We start from the raw sequence: 18,388 nt of genomic DNA, 5'->3' as shown, positions 1-18,388 counted from the left end.
CGAACACGACCCCATTCTCACGGAGCCGAACATGGCCGACCTTCGCTGCACCATCGCGGGCATCACTTCGCCGAATCCCTTCTGGCTCGCCTCCGCGCCGCCGACCGACAAGGCCTACAACGTGAACCGCGCGTTCGAGGCGGGCTGGGGCGGCGTCGTCTGGAAGACGCTCGGGCTCGATCCGCATGTCGTCAACGTCAGTTCGCGCTACGGCGCGGTGCAGTGGAACGGTCAGCGCATCGCTGGGCTGAACAACATCGAGCTGATCACCGACCGTCCGCTCGACGTGAACCTGAGAGAGATCGCGCAGGTGAAGCGCGACTGGCCGGACCGCGCGCTGATCGTGTCGCTGATGGTGCCGTGCAACGAACGCGACTGGAAATGGATCCTGCCGCTCGTCGAGGATACGGGCGCCGACGCGGTCGAGCTGAACTTCGGCTGCCCGCACGGGATGAGCGAGCGCGGGATGGGCGCGGCGGTCGGACAGGTACCCGAATATGTGGAGATGGTCACGCGCTGGGTGAAGGAAGGCACGAAGCTGCCGTGCCTCGTGAAGCTCACGCCGAACATCAGCGATATCCGGATGGGGTCGCGCGCCGCGTACAAGGGCGGCGCGGACGGCGTGTCGCTGATCAACACGATCAACTCGATCGTCGCGGTCGATCTCGACCACATGGCGCCGATGCCGACCGTGGACGGCAAGGGCACGCACGGCGGCTATTGCGGCCCGGCGGTCAAGCCGATCGCGTTGAACATGGTCGCGGAGATCGCGCGCGATCCGGAAACGCCGAACCTGCCGATCTCGGGCATCGGCGGCATCTCGAACTGGCGCGACGCGGCCGAGTTCATGGTGCTCGGCGCCGGCAGCGTGCAGGTGTGCACCGCCGCGATGCACTACGGCTTCCGGATCGTGTCGGATCTGGCCGACGGGCTGTCGAACTGGATGGACGAGAAGGGCTACGCGACGCTCGACGACATTCGCGGCCGCGCGGTGCCGAACGTGACCGACTGGAAATACCTGAACCTGAAGTACGACATCAAGGCGCGCATCGACCAGGACCGCTGCATCCAGTGCGGGCTGTGCCATATCGCGTGCGAGGACACGTCGCATCAGGCGATCACGGCGACGAAGGACGGTGTGCGCCACTTCGAAGTGGTGGACTCGGAATGCGTCGGGTGCAATCTTTGCATGCATGTGTGTCCGGTCGAGCAATGCATCACGATGGAGCGTGTCGATTCGGGTGACTACGCGAACTGGACCACGCATCCGAACAATCCGGCGAGCGCGGAGGCGGGGGCGAGTGCGGGCGCGGCGGCACCCGAGAAGCACGCGAAGAAGGCTGCTTGACGGCGTACGGCGATGCGGGCCATCCTGCATCGCCGCCTTTCGTTCCACCCGGGCCGGCATCGCATGATGCCGGCGCTGACGTTTCAGTGGAGTGCGTTCGATGAATCACGCAGCGAATCCCGCCGATCCCGATAGCGCCGCGGCGCAGGGCGGCAGCCTGTACAACGACGACCTCGCGCCGACGACGCCGGCGCAGCGCACGTGGAAGTGGTATCACTTCGCGGCGCTATGGGTCGGGATGGTGATGAACATCGCGTCGTACATGCTCGCGGCCGGGCTGATCCAGGAAGGCATGTCGCCGTGGCAGGCGGTGATGACCGTGTTGCTCGGCAACCTGATCGTGCTCGTGCCGATGCTGCTGATCGGCCATGCAGGCGCGAAGCACGGGATTCCGTACGCGGTGCTCGTACGCGCGTCGTTCGGCACGCAGGGCGCGAAGCTGCCTGCGCTGCTGCGGGCAATCGTTGCGTGCGGCTGGTACGGAATCCAGACCTGGCTCGGCGGCAGTGCGATCTATACGCTGCTGAACATCCTGACCGGCAACGCGCTGCACGGCGCGGCGTTGCCGATCGTCGGCATCGGGGTCGGGCAGCTCGCGTGCTTCCTCGTGTTCTGGGCGCTGCAGCTCTACTTCATCTGGCACGGCACCGATTCGATCCGCTGGCTCGAAAGCTGGTCCGCGCCGATCAAGGTCGTGATGTGCGTGGCGCTCGTGTGGTGGGCGACGTCGAAGGCGGGCGGCTTCGGCACGATGCTGTCGGCGCCGTCGCAGTTCGCGGCGGGCGGCAAGAAGGCCGGGCTGTTCTGGGCGACCTTCTGGCCGGGCCTGACCGCGATGGTCGGCTTCTGGGCGACGCTCGCGCTGAACATTCCCGACTTCACGCGCTTCGCGCATTCGCAGCGCGACCAGATGATCGGGCAGTCGATCGGGCTGCCGTTGCCGATGGCGTTGCTGTCGGTGGTATCGGTCGTCGTGACGTCGGCGACCGTCGTGATCTACGGCAACGCGATCTGGGACCCGATCGACCTGACCAGCCGGATGACGGGCATCGGCGTGGGCATCGCGCTCGTGATCCTCACGCTCGACACGATGTGCTGCAACCTCGCCGCGAATCTCGTCGGCCCGGCCTACGACTTCTCGAGCCTGTGGCCGAAGGCGATCTCGTACCGCACCGGCGGGATGATCACCGCGACGATCGCGATCGTGATGATGCCGTGGAAGATCCTCGCGACGACGGACGGCTACATCTTCACCTGGCTCGTCGGCTATTCGGCGCTGCTCGGGCCCGTGGCGGGGATCCTGATGGTCGACTACTTCCTGATTCGTGGCACGCGGCTCGACACGCGCGCGCTGTTCGACGAACGCGGCGGCTTCAGCTACGCGCGCGGCTGGAATCCGGCTGCGCTGGCCGCGCTCGCGATCGGCGTGCTGCCGAACCTGCCCGGCTTCCTGCACACGGCATTTCCGGCGTCATTTCCGAACGTGCCGGCGTTCTTCAACACGCTTTACACGTACGCGTGGTTCGTCGGCCTCGTGCTGGCGTCATGCGTGTACGGCACCTGGATGAAGTGGCGCGCCGGACAGCACGCGCAGATCGCGAGCGCATGACGCACGCGATGCGCTTGATGCGGCACCCGACAGCCAACGAGGAGGCAACCCAATGGCAATCCTGATTCGCGGCGGCACCGTGGTCGATGCGGACCGTTCCTATCGCGCGGACGTGCTCTGCGCAGCCCCGGAGGACGGCGGCACGATCCTGCAGATCGCCGAGCAGATCGACGCACCGGCCGGCGCAACCGTCGTCGATGCGCACGATCAGTACGTGATGCCGGGCGGCATCGATCCGCATACGCACATGGAACTGCCGTTCATGGGCACGACCGCGAGCGACGATTTCTACTCGGGGACGGCCGCCGGGCTCGCGGGCGGCACGACCAGCATCATCGACTTCGTGATCCCGAGCCCGAAGCAGCCGCTGATGGACGCGTTCCACGCATGGCGCGGCTGGGCGGAGAAGGCGGCAGCCGACTACGGCTTCCACGTGGCCGTGACGTGGTGGGACGACAGCGTGCACCGCGACATGGGCACGCTCGTGCGCGAGCATGGCGTGTCGAGCTTCAAGCATTTCATGGCGTACAAGAACGCGATCATGGCCGACGACGAGGTGCTCGTGAACAGCTTCTCGCGTTCGCTCGAGCTCGGTGCGCTGCCGACCGTGCACGCGGAAAACGGCGAGCTCGTGTTCCAGCTGCAGAAGGCGCTGCTCGCGCGCGGGATGACGGGGCCGGAGGCGCATCCGCTGTCGCGGCCGCCGGAGGTCGAGGGCGAGGCCGCGAACCGCGCGATCCGCATCGCGCAGGTGCTTGGCGTGCCCGTGTATATCGTGCATGTGTCCGCGAAGGACGCGGTCGATGCGATCGCGCGTGCGCGCAGCGAAGGGCTGCGCGTGTTCGGCGAGGTGCTGCCGGGCCATCTCGTGATCGACGAGGCGGTGTATCGCGATCCGGACTGGACGCGGGCCGCCGCGCACGTGATGAGCCCGCCGTTCCGCTCGGCCGAGCATCGCGAGGCGCTGTGGCGCGGGCTGCAGGCGGGGCAACTGCACACGACGGCAACCGACCACTGCGTGTTCTGCGCGTCGCAGAAGGCGATGGGCCGCGACGATTTCACGAAGATCCCGAACGGCTGCGGCGGGGTCGAGGATCGCATGTCGGTGCTGTGGCATCACGGCGTGAATCACGGCCGCATCACGCCGAACGAGTTCGTGCGGATCACGTCGACGAACGCCGCGCAGATCTTCAACCTGTATCCGCGCAAGGGCGCCGTGCAGGTGGGCGCCGATGCCGATCTCGTCGTGTGGGATCCGGCCGCGACGAAGACGATCTCGGTGAAGACCCATCACCAGCAGGTCGACTTCAACGTGTTCGAGGGCATGACGGTGCAGGGCGTCGCCACGCACACGCTGACGCGCGGCGCGCTCGCCTGGGCCGACGGCGACCTGCGCGCGGTGCGTGGCGCAGGCCGCTATCTGAAGCGGCCGCCGGCGGCGAGTTACTACGAGGCCGCGCGGATCGCGAACCGGCTGCGCGAACCGCATCCGGTCGAGCGCGCCGGCTGAACGGCGCATCTCGCGTGGGGCGTGTCGGTTCGAACGACACGCCCCGTGCTTGAACCTGCTTTCCCGTTCGTGCCGGCACCGCTCCGGCCCGAACCTGCCTCCTCTCCGCATCGCGTCAATTCTCTCAATATTTGGGACGAATTGAGCGTGATCTCGTCTTGCCGATCTCCCGGTACATAGAAGAACTGAGCAAGTCGACGCAACACGCGACGCCGCGCAAACGCGGCCATTTTGTTTGCGTTGTCGGCATGCATGCCGGCGAGTAATATCCACCGACGGCGTTGCGCAGGTGTGCCGGGCCGGGCCGCCCGCCGAACAGTCCAACAACATCGAGAGCAAGGAGTACGAGGTGGATATTCTGCGCAGTCTCCTGGGTATGCTGTTCCTGCTGCTGGTCGCCTATCTGCTGTCGAACAACCGGCGCGCGGTGAGCGGCCGGACCATGATCGCCGCGCTGTGCACCCAGCTGGCGATCGGCGCACTGGTGCTGTTCGTGCCGTCGGGCCGCACGGCGCTGGCGGCAGCGGCGAACGGCGTCAATCGCGTGCTCGACATGGGCAATCACGGCATCGCGTTCGTGTTCGGCGGGCTGGTCGACAGCCGGATGTTCCAGCTGTTCGGCGACGGCGGGTTCGTGTTCGGCCTGCGCGTGCTGCCGATGATCATCTTCGTGACTGCGCTGATCGCGGTGTTGTACTACATCGGCGTAATGAAGTGGATCGTTGCGATTCTGGGTGCGGCGCTGTCGAAATTGCTCGGCGTGAGCCGCATCGAGGCGTGCTCGGCGGTGGCGACGATCTTTCTCGGGCAGAGCGAGATGCCCGCGCTCGTGAAGCCGTTCGTGCGGAACATGACGAGTGCCGAGATCTTCACGGTGATGGCAAGCGGCATGGCGTCGGTCGCAGGCTCGGTGCTGGTCGGCTACGCCGGCCTCGGCGTGAGGATGGAATACCTGCTCGCCGCGTCGTTCATGGCGGTACCCGGCGGGCTGCTGTTCGGCAAGCTGCTGTATCCGACGGTCGAGCCGAGCCGCGTCGTGGTCGACGGGCTCGACTTCGACGACAAGCGCGCCGCCAACGTGATCGAGGCCGCGGCGTCCGGTGCGTCGGTCGGGCTGCGGATCGCGATCAATGTCGGCGCGATGCTGATCGCGTTCGTGGGGCTCATCGCGCTGATGAACCTCATTGTCGGCGGCGTGGCCGCGTTCGCGGGCTTTCCGCAGATCACGCTGGTCGGTATCATCGGCCACCTGTTCGCGCCGCTTGCGTGGATCATCGGCGTGCCGTGGCACGACGCGACGCTGGCCGGCAACTTCATCGGCGAGAAACTGATCTTCAACGAGTTCGTCGCGTATGGCGACCTGTCGCCGTACCTGAAGGGCGGCGCGCACGTCGCGGCGGCCGGCCTGCAGGTGCTCGACCCGAAGACGCTCGCGATCGTGTCGTTCGCGCTGTGCGGCTTCGCGAATTTCTCGTCGATCGCGATTCTCGCAGGCGGCTTCAGCGCGGTCGCGCCCGAGCGCCGCTCGGAAGTCGCGCGGCACGGTCTGCGCGCGCTGACGGCCGCGACGCTGTCGAACCTGATGAGCGCCGCGATTGCCGGCCTGTTCTTCTCGCTGCATTGAACCGCGCAGCAGACTCCGACCGACCGAGGAGAGGCAACGATGTTTTTACCGCAGGAATTCATTCGCCGGAAGCGCGACGGGCAGCCGCTCGATCGTGACGGGATTGCCGCGTTCGTCCGCGGCGTGACCGACGGCAGCGTGACCGAGGGCCAGGTGGCCGCGTTTGCGATGGCCGTGTTCTTCAACGACCTCAGCACCGACGAGCGCGTCGCGCTGACGCTCGCGCAGCGCGACTCGGGCGACGTGCTCGACTGGCGCGCGCTCGATCTCGACGGGCCGGTGATCGACAAGCATTCGACTGGCGGTGTCGGCGATGTCGTGTCGCTGATGCTCGGGCCGATGGTGGCCGCGTGCGGCGGCTACGTGCCGATGATCTCGGGGCGCGGGCTCGGCCATACCGGCGGCACGCTCGACAAGCTGAGCGCGATACCCGGCTACGACGTGACGCCCGATACGGACGCGTTTCGCCGCACGGTGCGCGACGTCGGCGTCGCGATCATCGGGCAGACCGCGCGGCTGGCGCCGGCCGACATGCGCATCTATGCGATTCGCGACGTGACGGCGACCGTCGAGTCGGTCGCGATGATCACCGCGTCGATCCTGTCGAAGAAGCTCGCGGCGGGACTCGACGGGCTCGTGATGGACGTCAAGGTCGGCTCCGGCGCATTCATGCCGACCGCCGAGCAGTCGGCGGAACTGGCCCGCAGCATCGTCGACGTCGGCAACGGCGCCGGCATGAAGACGACCGCGATCCTCACCGACATGAACCACTCCCTCGCGCCGTGCGCGGGCAATGCGCTCGAAGTGGCGTGCGCGATCGACTACCTGACGGGCACGTCGCGACCGGCGCGCCTGCATGACGTCACGATGGCGCTTTCCGCAGAGCTGCTCGTCACCGGCGGGCTGGCACGCGACGTTGCGGAAGCGCGCGCGAAGTTGCAGCACGCGCTCGATTCGGGGGCGGCGGCGGAACGCTTCGCGCGCATGGTCACGGCGCTCGGCGGCCCCGCGGACCTGCTCGATGCGCCCGCGCGTCATCTTGCGCAGGCGGACGTGATCGTACCCGTTCCGTCGCGCGCGAGCGGCGTGGTGCAGCGGGTCGATTGCCGCGCGCTCGGACTGGCAGTCGTCGCGCTCGGCGGCGGGCGTACACGCGCGGCGGATGCGATCGACTACCGCGTCGGCCTGACGGCGCTCGCGGAGATCGGGCAGCGTGTCGAAGCCGGCCAGCCGCTCGGTTACGTGCATGCCCGCGATGCCGCTGCCGCGGCACACGCGGTGGACGCGATCCAGCGCAGCTACGTGCTGGGCGAGACGGGTGACGCGCCGCCAACCCTCTATCAGCGGATCGGCTGACCGAGCGCGGGGGCAGACACAGGGATCGCTTCACGTCACGGGCGTATCGTGACGGCCGGGATGCGGCTGCGCCGAACCGTCCCGGCACACAATCGGAGGCATGACGAGATGGAACGACACGAACTGATCGAAACGGCGAAGGCGGCGCGCGAACGCGCGTATGCGCCGTATTCGCGCTTCAAGGTCGGCGCGGCGCTGCAGGCGCGCGACGGGACGATTTTTCATGGCTGCAACGTCGAGAACGCGTCCTATGGGCTCTGCAACTGCGCGGAGCGCACGGCGATGTTTTCGGCCATCGCCGCCGGTTATCGTCCGGGGGATTTCACGCGGCTTGCGGTCGTCGGCGACACGGATGGCCCGATCGCGCCGTGTGGCGCGTGCCGTCAGGTGATCATCGAGATCGGCACGCCCGACATCGAGGTGATCCTGGCCAACCTGAAAGGGGCCGTCGAAGTCACGACGGCCCACGCATTGCTGCCGGGCGCGTTCCGGTTGTAACGGCGCGCCTTCCTCACGAGACGCGCCGCACGCATCACGCGCCGTCGCGCGCGTCGTGGATCGGAATCACCGTGCGTGCGCCGCACTGGCGCAGCAGGTCGCGCAACTCGTTGATGACCGGAAACACCTCGTGGTTCCAGTCGGCGCCCTGGCGATCGTGCGCTTCCTGCTCGCGCTCGACGATCCAGCGATCTTCGCGGAAGATGCGCTCGGTGAACCAGACGAGCAGCGGCCACGCGAGATCGAGTGCGAACGGGACGCCGGGCTTGTGGATCGACAGCACGCCGAACGTGCGGTTGGTACGCTGTTCCGCGTCGAGCGGCACGTAGACGATCCACAGGTCCATCACGAGCGTGCCTTCGGTCGAGCGGATCTGCAGCGTCTGGTACGGATAGCCGGTGCGCACCGTCATCACGCTCTTGTCGGACTGCTCGGCCGTCTTCTTGCTGGCGCCGAACACGAGCGCCTCGCCGACCGGCTGCTTGCCTTCCAGCCGCGCGAATGTGTAGTCGACCTCGACCCAGTCGTCGCCGCGCCGGCGGCCGAGCGCGCGCGCGCGCATCTGCCCCATCTGCTTGCGGTGCAGGAACTGATGGTTCATGTCCATCAGGTTCTCGTGCATGAACGAGTAGTGGCACTTGACCTCGCGGCCGAAGCGGCGCGTCTTGTATGCGCGGTTGTCCGCCGAATCGAGCGCGGGGAACGGCTGCGAGTCGGCGAGCGTCGCGTCGCCCGGGAACACGAAGATCAGCCCGTGCGCTTCGCGGCACGGATAGGCGCGCACGCCGTTGGGCAGGCGCTCGCGGCCGAGGTAGGGCACGTCGACGCAGCGGCCGCTGTCGCATGCGTAGGTCCAGCCGTGATAGCAGCAGCGCAGCGTCTCGCCGCTCACGACGCCCGCGTGCAGCGGCACCTGGCGGTGCGCGCAACGATCCTCGAGCGCGTACACGGCGCCGGATTCGGTGCGCACGAGCACGATCGGATCGCCGGCGAAGCGCACGCCGAGCGTCTTGCCGCGTTTCAGCTCGCGCGACCACGCGAGCGGGTACCAGTGATCGGGATGAATCGGCACGCGGCGCAGGTCGCGCACGGCCGCGCCGGATGAGGGTTCTCCAAGGGTGCCGCTGTCGGGGAAGGGCACTGCACGCATGCGTGACGTCTCCAGGCTGGACTGGGATTCCGGGCGCCACATGACGCGGCGGGGATCTGGAGAAGTCTACGCGAAGTTGCCTGTCGCGGCGGACGCGATGCGGGTTTGCCCCGGCACGGCAGCCGCGGTTTCGTTGATGCAGCGCAACCCTGGGCGAAGGCGGCGCGCACTGGCCGTGCGTGGCCGTACGGGCCTCGGCCGCGCGGCGGGCGTCACCCCGTCACGCGGCCGGGAGACGGTCACGAGCGCGCATCGCGCCACAGTACCGCGTCGGTGCGGTACAGCGCCGGGAAGTACTGCTTCAGCCCGGCGATCTTCGGCATGTCGTTGTACGCGATGTACGGTGCGTCGGGATGCAGTTCGAGGTAGTTCTGGTGATAGGCCTCGGCCGGGTAGAACCCTTTGTAGTCCTCGACGCGCGTGACGACGGGCGCCGGAAACACGTGCGCGGTGCCGAGCTGCGCGATGTAGGCGGTTGCGACTGCGCGCTGCTGCGCGGTGGTCGGGAAGATCGCCGACCGGTATTGCGACCCTTCGTCGGGGCCCTGCCGGTTGAGCTCGGTCGGATCGTGCGCGACCGAGAAGAACACCTGCAGCAGCCGGCCGTACGTGATCCGGGTCGGGTCGTAGACGATGCGAACCGATTCCGCGTGCCCGGTCAGCCCCGAGCCGACGAGCGCGTAGTGCGCGGTTTCGGACGCGCCGCCCGCATAGCCGGCCGTGACCTGCTTCACGCCCTTCACGTGCTCGAACACGCCCTGCACGCCCCAGAAGCAGCCGCCGGCGAGCACGGCCGTCTCGTCGTGCGATGCGCCGGGCGTTTCGTCGAGCGTCGGCGCGGGCACGGTGCGCATCGGCTCGGCGGAATTGACGATGCGCTGGTAGCCGAACACGGCGGCGGCCGCGACGGCGATGGCGCCGATGCGGCGCAGCATCGCCGTGCGCCGTTGCGCAGCGGCATCGCGAGTGGAGGTCGGGATCATCTTTTGCTCCTGTCGAATGGGGCGGGGAACACGGCGGCCAGGTGGCGGCGCACGCGATCAACCGAAAGTGAATGCATACGCATCGACACCGGGATCGAGAAACTCGATCGCGAACGTGCGATCGGCGATCGCACCCGGCTGCCGGACGAGCTGATAAAGGCGCTGGCCCGTGACGGTGCCGTAGCCCTGCGCGTCGACGTCGGCGCCGTGCGCGGCACCGGGCGCCGCGCCGTCGAGCGTCACGCGAAAGCGCACGGGCTGGCCGTTCGCGCCCGGGCCGAGCACGAGGTGCAGGTCGCGTGCGTGGAAGCGGTAGACGATCCGGCCGTCGGGAGCGGTGAGCGACGCACGCTCGGCGCCGACATTCCAGGTGCCCGCGAGGCCCCAGTCGTTGAGGTCAGGCCGGGCCGGCGCGTCGTAGCGGTGTGCCGCATCGCGCACGGCGCCGCCCGGCGACGTGAAGCTCTCGGCCCGCGCGTAGCCGACATAGGTTTCGGGCGAGCGCACGTCCGCGCTGTCGGCGGCCGCGAGCGCGCCCTTCGCGGGCGCCCCGGCCAGCCCGAGCGGCACGTTCAGCGCTTCCGGATGCCCGGCTTCCGCGAGCAGCGACTGGATCGCGCGTTCCGACTGCGCGTATTCGCCTTCGCCGAAGTGGTGATGGCGAACGCGCCCTTGCGCGTCGATGAAGTAGTGCGCCGGCCAGTATTCGTTGTTGAAGGCGCGCCAGATCGAATAGCCGTTGTCGATCGCGACCGGGTAGTCGATGCCGAGGTCGTGCACGGCCTTCTTCACGTTGCCGATGTCGCGTTCGAACGCGAACTCCGGTGCGTGCACGCCGATCACGACGAGCCCGTACGGCGCGTACTTGCGTGCCCACGCGTTCGTGTACGGCAGCGTGCGCAGGCAGTTGATGCACGAGTAGGTCCAGAAATCGACCAGCACGACCTTGCCGCGCAGGCCGGCCGCCGTCAGCGGCGGCGAGTTCAGCCACTGCACCGCGCCGTCGAGCGACGGCAGCTTGCCTTCGACGGGCAGCGCGGCCGGCGCATGCGTCGCATCCACCGCGCGCATCATCGCGCCGCCGGCCTGCGCGGCATCGGCAGTCGCGGCCATCATCGCGCCACCCGAGCCGTTCGCGGCGCCGTTTGCCGCGTTGTCCGCCGGGTTGACCGCCGCGGCCATCGCCGCCGGTGCGCCGTTCGAACGCCCGCCGAGCCGGTCGACGAGCTTCGTCTCGAGCCCGCCCGTCGTGACGGTCGACAGTTGGGCGAGCGCGCCCGTATCGAGGCCGAGCGCGATTGCGCCGACGCCGGCCAGCAGCGCCACGCCGATCCCGCGCTTGATCCATTCGCCGGCGCCGAGCGAGCGCTTCATCGCGGCGAACACCTTGCCGCCGATCACGAGCGCGACGCCGAGCGAGGTCGCCGCGCCGGCCGCATACGCGATCAGCAGCAGCGTCGTGCCGACGCTTGCGCCGCGCAGTGCGGCGCCGGTCAGCACGAGCCCGAGGATCGGGCCCGCGCACGGTGCCCACAGCAGGCCGGTGGCGACGCCGAGCAGCAGCGACGACAGCGGGCCGGCCGGGCGGCCGTCGCGCTGCGCGAAGCCGGTGAGCCGGTTGCCGGCGGCGACGAGCGGGCGCGTCAGGTGCTCCGCGAGGCGCGGCATCAGCAGGGTCAGGCCGAATACTGCGAGCAGCACGATGGCGACCCAGCGGCCGGCCTGGTTGGCCTGCGCGACCCAGCCGCCGCCGACGGCGGCGAGCGTCGCGACGACGGCGAACGTGAGCGCCATGCCGGCGAGCAACGGCAGGCCGGTGCGTACGAACGGCTGGTCGGCGCGCGCGAACACGAACGGCAGCACGGGCAGGATGCACGGGCTCAGGATCGTGAGCACGCCGCCGAGGTAGGCAAGGACGATGAGCAGCATGGTGCGTTCTCCAGTCGGTCAGGAGTGGGGCCGGATCAGGCGGCGGCAGGGTGGAAGGCGAGCGCGAGGCCGTTCATGCAGTAGCGCAGGCCGGTCGGTTGCGGGCCGTCGTCGAACACGTGGCCGAGATGGCCGCCGCAGCGGCGGCAGTGCACTTCGGTGCGGATCATCCCGAACGACGCGTCGGTGGTGGTGGCGACCGCGTGGTCGAGCGGCTTCCAGAAGCTCGGCCAGCCCGTATGGCTGTCGAACTTGGTGGCCGACGAGAACAGCGCGAGGTTGCAGCCGGCGCACGCGAACGTGCCTTGCCGGTGCTCGTCGTTCAGCGGGCTGGTGTACGGCCGCTCGGTGCCGGCTTCGCGCAGGATCGTGTACTGGGCGGGCGTGAGCCGGCGATGCCACTCGGCGTCGCTGAGGGTGACCTCAAAAGGGGCGGCCGTTTGCGGGGTGGCCGGCGGCGCGGCGAACGCACGGCCGACCAGCGCGCGGCGGCCGACGGACGACAGCGTCGCGAGCACGGCGAGGCCGGTGGCGCCGGCGAACAGCAGATGTCTGCGGGTAGGCATGATGGGCTCCTGGCGGCAGGTCCTGAAAACATGCGCCCATCGTAGTCAGCGGCCGGTGTCGAAGTCCTCACGGAAAGTTAAATGAATTGTGATTGTTTTCTGGGTGATCCGGCTAGTTTGTTGAAATCCGTCGAAGCCCCGTCTGACAACGGTTTGCGGGAAATATGTGGTCTGCCAAGTTCCGCGAAAATCCGCCACGAGCCGCAACTTTTTAGTGTTTTTTTAGTGTTTGCGATGTGGGGTAGGCTCTGCTTAGAGATGCGCGGGCCGACCTGGTCGCGACATCAAAGGAGGGCGATCATGGGTGCTTTGACGGTTAGACAAATCGAAGCTGCAAAGGCGATCGGGAAGCTGTATTTCCTCCCGGACGGGCGCGGGCTGTTCCTGCGCATCGGCCCGGATGGCTCGAAAACCAGGCTCGTTCGCGTCAGCATTAATGGCAAGCAACACGACAAGCCGCTCGGCAAGGCGTGGGGGCGCACCATGACTGAAGGACAGTTGTCGCTAGAGGATGCACGCGCAGCCGCGGCGACGATTCGTTCACGTGGGCGCGACGGTGTGGACTATCTTGAAGCGAAGAAGCGTGAACGACAGGTCAAGGTTGAAAAAGCGGCGACAGCGGAACTCACGCTCGGAGATTTATTCGATGCTTGGTTCGTGACCATCAACAAGAAGAGAGGCAGGAAAGGCCGAAAGGATGGCGGTCGGATGCTGCGAGGGGCAATGGAAAAACATGTGCTGCCGGCCCTCCGTGCACACAAGATCACAGATGTGTTTGCGTCGAACGTTCTGCCGCTGCTTACCGCAATCTCCGACGTTGGGTACAACCGGCAAGCGGTGGAAATGCTGGTAACCATCCAATAAATGATTCGATGGGGTGAACGTAACCAACCGTGGAAGCGCTTACTGATCGACTGTGATGTACTCGCGCTCGCGAAAGAGGATGTCGTGTCGGGCGATTACGATCCGGTGCGTGATAACGAACGTAGTCGGACGCTGACGGACGATGAAATCTGCGTGCTAGGTAAGCTTGTTCCTGCCGCACGGCTTCCACGTTCCAATTGAGTCGGTGGTATGGGTGATGCTTGCGTGCGGAACGCGAGTCGGTGAAACACTCGTGACTCGATGGGCTGATCTTGACTTCAAGGCACGGACTTGGACGATTCCGAAGGAGCGTACGAAGTCAAGCGCAGAGATTGCGATTCATTTGTCAGATTTCGTCCTTGCACAGTTCGCGGCACAGCAGGTCGTGCGTGCGGGATTGCCGGAGGGTGATGCACGTCGCGAATACGTATTTCCGTCGCAACAGGGCAAGATTCCGCATGTCACTATTCATACAACGTGCAAGGCGATCCGTGACCGGCAACGCGCGAAGGGTGTGCGCCAGATTTCTTACCGGAGAGCAACACCGCCACAATCTGTCTTTCAGTGCAACAGCGACGTGACAATCCGATCAAGGCTCTCGGCAGTCCACGCGGGTTCACGCGAGCCCCACCCGTTGTCGGCCAGCATGCCGTTGCGCTCACCCGCCCGTTCGGGCCGCTGTTGGAAAACACCACGTTGCTCCCAACGGTGTTGCCTGTCAGCACGATCTGTCCGCCGTAGCGGTCGGTCGGGAGCTTGACGTCCAACTACACGCCCAAGTGGTGCGTGGGCAGGGAGCCGTGGCAGATGGTGATCAGCTTGATGTCGGCCGAGCCGCTCGCGGTAACGCCGGTGATGCTGACCGGGGTGAGTTGATCAAAAGTGACTGCGCCGTCGGTCGTCTGGCTGCGGTCGTTGCCACCCGCGTCGTTGATGCTTGCGGCTTGCGCCGGCGTGACAGCGTGCGTACCGCTGCGCAACTGGTTCTGCGGTGGTAGGTATAGTCGAAGCTGATGCACCAGCCCGGAATAGCCGAGTAGCCCATCGCGGCATCATTGCGGAGCGAACAACCGGGGGCGGCGCACGCGTGCCCTGCGGCAAATTGCGAAACTGACTGAACTCTTACTGACCCCATGTGCAGCGACGTGGTGGGCACTGTGGTTTTCCCTAGAAGAGTGGTGCTCTTTATTGCTTTGATATGTGGGTATGCAACGGATTAGGGTTAATCCGGTACGCAATTTCTGGATAGTTCGCAACAAGCAGATATCTTCGCGCTGCGTCGCTCACTAATATCCATCGAGCCGATACCCACCCTATCGCGGGTTGAATAAGTGAGCCACACGAAGTGGCGAGAGCGCTCATGGAACCAAGCACCCACACCGAGCAAAGAAAGCCGCGTCACCGCAGCCGATACTTCGCGCTGATTGCCACAGTGACAGCGCTGGTGCTGACCTACGGCGTCGTGCGGCATCTGTCGTGGGCGTCTTCAACACTCCCGGATCAACAGCACTTTACCGTCTCCATAGACCGGGACCAAGCATCTTGGAAAAGAACGGTCATCGCCATTCGCGAAGGTGTACCGGCCCATATCAACGTGCAGTCGAAAGAGCCCGGCGTACTGATGGTGCACGAGATACCCGGTGCTTTCGCCGCATGCGCGTCCGGCAGCGCGCAATCGCTGGATATCGTCCCGGTTGGCATCACTGGACGTTTCTCGCTGCATTTCCATACCCGCACGGGCGAACAGCTCGAAGTCGCCACGCTCGAAATCTATCCGCGGTAGCGAGGGGGATCGGTGCAGCACCAGCAAAGTGCCAAGCGCTTTTACTACGACAACGAAATGGAGCAACGACTCCTAGGAGACATGCATGAGACGTTACCAAGCATGGGCGATTGCGATATCGCTCAGCTCACTCACGCTCACTGGCTGCGGTGGCGGGTCCGATGACCCGGTGGCGGCCACGCCCAGTGCGCCCCCAACCGTTTCCATTGCGGACTACGTCGTTCCACGCCCGCCAAGCTGTGGCGCAAGTGACAAGCCCGAGACCGCACTGCAAGGTCAGGTGCCGGCTGCCATGCGTCAGGCCGGCTTTGCCGGATTCAGCTGCAACCTGAAGCTTGTCGGTCAGCTTCAGGGGGAAGGGGCGTCGTGGTCTGCTGCCACTTACACCGACAAGAAGGGACAGACCTGCTTCTATCACGCGACGATGGGTGCGAGTCCGATGCTCAATAATCCCAGCGCCCCACCACGCGTGAATCCGGGGGTGCCGGTGATCAATATCACCGACCCGGCACACCCGGTACGGGTCAGCTCATTGACGTCCACCGCGATGATCGATCCATGGGAGTCGTTGCGGGTCAACGTCGCGCGCGGGATCCTCGCGGCAGATAACGGACTTGGTGGTGGCGGTGGTCCCGAGATCGACCTGTACGACATCTCTTCGGATTGCACAGCGCCCCAGCTTCTTGCGAGCGTACCCGTTGGTACGGGAACCGACGGCGGCATCGTTCCCACCAGCGCGCCGTTGGGTCACGAAGGTGGTTTTTCCCCGGATGGCTTCACGTACTACATCGGTGGGTTCTACTCCAAGGCCTACTACGCAGTGGATTTGACAGTGCCGACGCACCCGAAGCTGATCTCCTCCATCAACATGGCGAATCTCGGGCTGGGAACACTTCCGCATGGATTGTCGGTGAGCCAAGACGGCACCCGCGCGTACTTCATCAGTGCCGGGAACGTTGGGACAGCGGCAGGCAGTACGGCGCCCCCGCTGAATGACCCGAACGCCACCGGCGACAACGGCTTCTTCGTCATTGATACCAGCGAAATCCAAAGCCGGCGCCCCAATGCGCAGATGCATCGCATCGCAACGGTGCCGGTTCGAGACGGCAGTGCCGCGCAGCATACGATTCCGTTCACCGTTGCCGGCAAGCCGTACCTGGTTGAAGTCGACGAGGGCGGGTCTGGTGGCATCCAGGATCCGAGCGCCGCTGGTGTGAAGGCTGCCTGCAATGCAAGCATGACGCCGTTCCCGTTGGCCCATATCTACGACATGTCTAATGAAGCCGCGCCCAGGCTCGTGTCCGAGACACGGTTGGAGACGCACGCCGTCGAGAACTGCAGCAAGGTCCTCCCGGATGTCGTGGGTCTGTCCACCTTTACCTACGGCTCGCACTACTGCAGCGTGGACAACCGGGAGAACGCTACCGCGCTCGCGTGCAGCTACTTTAATTCTGGTGTGCGCGTCTTCGATATTCGGGATCCGTCGAAGCCTAAGGAAATCGCGTACTACAACCCTCCGGCCGTGAAATCTCCGGGTGCCGGGTCCGGGCAACTCATGTTTGGGCAATATCGTGCCGGCGGTCCGGACTGGTGTGCATCGCGCCTCGATTTCGACTTTGACCGACACCTACTTACCACGGCATGCCAGAACAACGGCCTCCTCGTCATGGCGTTCGAGAACGGCACGTGGCCATTCCCCGAAAGTACGAAGGCGATTGAGATCGGCAATTGAAACATCACAACCGCGCCCCGTCGTGTCACGGCCCGACGGGGGCAAAACTAAGACAGCCACTATGCAGCCTGACGCACCTCGACGTCTGAAACTTTCCACGTTGGCATTACTCGCCGCACTTGCCGTTCCACTGACATGTCATGCCTTCGAGTCCGACGTGCACTTCGGGCTGACATACTGGCTGGCAAAGAATGCAGGGTTCGCGCCGCGCGAAGCAGAGGCGATTGCGATTGCGAATCAGCGCCTCGATGCAGGATCGATCGAATACATGACATCCCCGTTGCAGTTTGCGTGTCTGTCGCGCTACGCGCCCGACGCCGCAGACAACCAGGCGCGGCGCTATCCGAGCGAAGGCAAAATACCCTCAATCGCAAAAATCCGCATGGTCGTGCCCGGTGGGCCAGCCTCGCAATCCGCGGTTGAGGCTGCGCTCAAGCATGCCAATGGAGGCAAAGCCGCGTTCATGCTCGGCGAGTTCGGGCGGTCACTCCATGCGCTGCAGGATTCTTGGGCGCATCAGGGCACGCCATCCGTACCGGATTGGAGCCGCTACGGCATCTTGTGCGACGCAAATCTGGCCATGGCTGCGCCGCTTGACCGTGGCACGCCACAAAGCCATGCTACGGACTTGACCTCGCGTTGGCCCGCCGACGTGGAAGCTATGGCGAAGGCCACGTACGCGCAGATACTGAAGTATCCGAGCGTCAATGGCGTGCACCGGACTGCGTTGACTTGGGAGCAGGTAAAACCCGCAATCGCAGGCTTTACTAGCGCGCACACGAAGCGGGCAAAAGCAGATTGGTTTGCCGAGCATGACGTCGCCGACACCTCGTTTCTCGACGGAACCAGCCTGCCCGACGGCCCTGCCTGGAAGGCGGCACGTTGGAAAGGCCGTCGCGATATTCCAAAACCCATGGCGCCGGCAGCGCAATATGGTGTAGACAAGGCGCTCATCGATTTCTACACGGGCTTCTTCAGCGATTGGGTCACCACGTCGCCGGTCGACAAGCGCTGGTTGTCCGCACTTGCCACCGCGCGCAACCATCGGCCCGACGACGCCCTAGTAGATCAACTAATCGGCTGGCGATTGAGGGATCACGGAAGCTACCTTGCCCTTGAAGCGCAGCCGCGATCCGCACACGGTGCGTCGTCACCGCTTCGCCAGCGCGCCTCGTTCGAGGTGTTCAAGTCGTTGGATGACGCTGTGCTGCCGCTTATCTTGGAAGGGGACAAACCGTCTCCGATTCTTCCTTTCCTAGTGTTCGCGCTGCCGGACGCGGTCGACGGCAACAAACGAGCCGTTGCGCTGATCAAGCTGCTCGATTCGCCCTACGACACCATTGGCGTGCTCGCCGAAAAGCCAAACGGATCGACCTGGAAGATCACCGGGTTAATCTCATCCGCGGACTACTGAGCAGAACAGCAGAACGCAGGAG

Annotated in this window: 14 protein-coding genes and 3 pseudogenes; 11 read left to right on the top strand and 6 right to left on the bottom strand. The window is 65.7% G+C overall.

The genetic code is table 11. The annotated features are described in order from the left end of the window. Positions 1-31: 31 nt before the first annotated feature. From preA to ACN8ZM_RS36965, 6 genes are all read left to right on the top strand, one after another. Complete coding sequence (preA, locus tag ACN8ZM_RS36990; RefSeq protein ID WP_043185517.1) at positions 32-1,348, top strand: NAD-dependent dihydropyrimidine dehydrogenase subunit PreA; 1,317 nt, start codon at positions 32-34, stop codon at positions 1,346-1,348. Positions 1,349-1,448: 100 nt separating this feature from the next. Then, the gene (locus ACN8ZM_RS36985) at positions 1,449-2,957 is read left to right on the top strand and encodes an NCS1 family nucleobase:cation symporter-1 (RefSeq protein ID WP_089454136.1); all 1,509 of its coding nucleotides are present in this window, start codon (positions 1,449-1,451) and stop codon (positions 2,955-2,957) included. 52 nt (positions 2,958-3,009) lie between these two features. Further along, positions 3,010-4,467, top strand: coding sequence for a dihydropyrimidinase (gene hydA, locus ACN8ZM_RS36980; protein WP_043185523.1), 1,458 nt, complete (start codon positions 3,010-3,012; stop codon positions 4,465-4,467). A gap of 349 nt (positions 4,468-4,816) precedes the next feature. After that, positions 4,817-6,091, top strand: a complete 1,275-nt coding sequence (locus ACN8ZM_RS36975; RefSeq protein WP_043185528.1) for a NupC/NupG family nucleoside CNT transporter — start codon at positions 4,817-4,819, stop codon at positions 6,089-6,091. Positions 6,092-6,130: 39 nt separating this feature from the next. Then, positions 6,131-7,447: a thymidine phosphorylase gene (gene deoA, locus ACN8ZM_RS36970; RefSeq protein WP_420212929.1), complete on the top strand. Its 1,317-nt coding sequence runs from the start codon at positions 6,131-6,133 to the stop codon at positions 7,445-7,447. A 108-nt stretch (positions 7,448-7,555) separates the two neighbouring features. After that, positions 7,556-7,945: a cytidine deaminase gene (locus ACN8ZM_RS36965; RefSeq protein WP_089454138.1), complete on the top strand. Its 390-nt coding sequence runs from the start codon at positions 7,556-7,558 to the stop codon at positions 7,943-7,945. A 34-nt stretch (positions 7,946-7,979) separates the two neighbouring features. Here the strand turns inward: ACN8ZM_RS36965 and ACN8ZM_RS36960 are convergent, their stop codons facing one another. From ACN8ZM_RS36960 to msrB, 4 genes are all read right to left on the bottom strand, one after another. Then, positions 7,980-9,095: an aromatic ring-hydroxylating oxygenase subunit alpha gene (locus tag ACN8ZM_RS36960; RefSeq protein WP_301767130.1), complete on the bottom strand. Its 1,116-nt coding sequence runs from the start codon at positions 9,093-9,095 to the stop codon at positions 7,980-7,982. 239 nt (positions 9,096-9,334) lie between these two features. Then, positions 9,335-10,078 (bottom strand): peptide-methionine (S)-S-oxide reductase MsrA, encoded by a 744-nt coding sequence (gene msrA / locus ACN8ZM_RS36955; RefSeq protein WP_301767131.1) that lies wholly within the window; start codon positions 10,076-10,078, stop codon positions 9,335-9,337. A 57-nt stretch (positions 10,079-10,135) separates the two neighbouring features. Continuing rightward, positions 10,136-12,007 (bottom strand): cytochrome c biogenesis protein DipZ, encoded by a 1,872-nt coding sequence (locus ACN8ZM_RS36950; RefSeq protein WP_420212928.1) that lies wholly within the window; start codon positions 12,005-12,007, stop codon positions 10,136-10,138. Between the two features lie 35 nt (positions 12,008-12,042). Beyond that, on the bottom strand, positions 12,043-12,573 hold the full coding sequence (msrB, locus tag ACN8ZM_RS36945) for a peptide-methionine (R)-S-oxide reductase MsrB (protein ID WP_122950303.1): 531 nt from the start codon (positions 12,571-12,573) through the stop codon (positions 12,043-12,045). A 300-nt stretch (positions 12,574-12,873) separates the two neighbouring features. Between msrB and ACN8ZM_RS36940 the strand changes: the two genes are divergently transcribed. Together ACN8ZM_RS36940 and ACN8ZM_RS36935 are read left to right on the top strand one after the other, a co-directional pair. After that, entirely contained in the window at positions 12,874-13,437 is a 564-nt protein-coding gene (locus ACN8ZM_RS36940) for an Arm DNA-binding domain-containing protein (protein WP_420212927.1), read from the top strand. Between the two features lie 217 nt (positions 13,438-13,654). Then, positions 13,655-13,876: pseudogene (locus tag ACN8ZM_RS36935) on the top strand (tyrosine-type recombinase/integrase); the annotation flags it as partial. 122 nt (positions 13,877-13,998) lie between these two features. Here the strand turns inward: ACN8ZM_RS36935 and ACN8ZM_RS36930 are convergent. Both ACN8ZM_RS36930 and ACN8ZM_RS36925 read right to left on the bottom strand, forming a co-directional pair. Continuing rightward, positions 13,999-14,097, bottom strand: a pseudogene (locus ACN8ZM_RS36930) (TlpA family protein disulfide reductase); the annotation flags it as partial. Continuing rightward, a pseudogene (locus ACN8ZM_RS36925) lies at positions 14,067-14,572 on the bottom strand (transporter); the annotation flags it as partial. The pseudogenes ACN8ZM_RS36930 and ACN8ZM_RS36925, both read right to left, overlap by 31 nt. A gap of 225 nt (positions 14,573-14,797) precedes the next feature. Between ACN8ZM_RS36925 and ACN8ZM_RS36920 the strand changes: the two are divergent. The 3 genes from ACN8ZM_RS36920 (at position 14,798) to ACN8ZM_RS36910 (ending at position 18,366) form a co-directional block, all read left to right on the top strand. Continuing rightward, positions 14,798-15,220 carry a hypothetical protein gene (locus ACN8ZM_RS36920; protein ID WP_420212926.1) on the top strand — a complete coding sequence of 141 codons (423 nt, stop codon included), beginning with the start codon at positions 14,798-14,800 and terminating at the stop codon, positions 15,218-15,220. 85 nt (positions 15,221-15,305) lie between these two features. Then, on the top strand, positions 15,306-16,952 hold the full coding sequence (locus ACN8ZM_RS36915) for an LVIVD repeat-containing protein (protein WP_420212925.1): 1,647 nt from the start codon (positions 15,306-15,308) through the stop codon (positions 16,950-16,952). 100 nt (positions 16,953-17,052) lie between these two features. Beyond that, positions 17,053-18,366, top strand: a complete 1,314-nt coding sequence (locus ACN8ZM_RS36910) for a DUF6765 family protein (protein ID WP_420212924.1) — start codon at positions 17,053-17,055, stop codon at positions 18,364-18,366. The last annotated feature ends 22 nt before the right edge of the window (positions 18,367-18,388 follow it).

Source organism: Burkholderia aenigmatica, assembly GCF_048627025.1.
In the GTDB taxonomy this organism is placed as follows: Bacteria; Pseudomonadota; Gammaproteobacteria; order Burkholderiales; family Burkholderiaceae; genus Burkholderia; species Burkholderia aenigmatica.
Note: the sequence above shows the minus strand (reverse complement) of the source record. Positions and strands in the feature narration are given on the sequence as shown.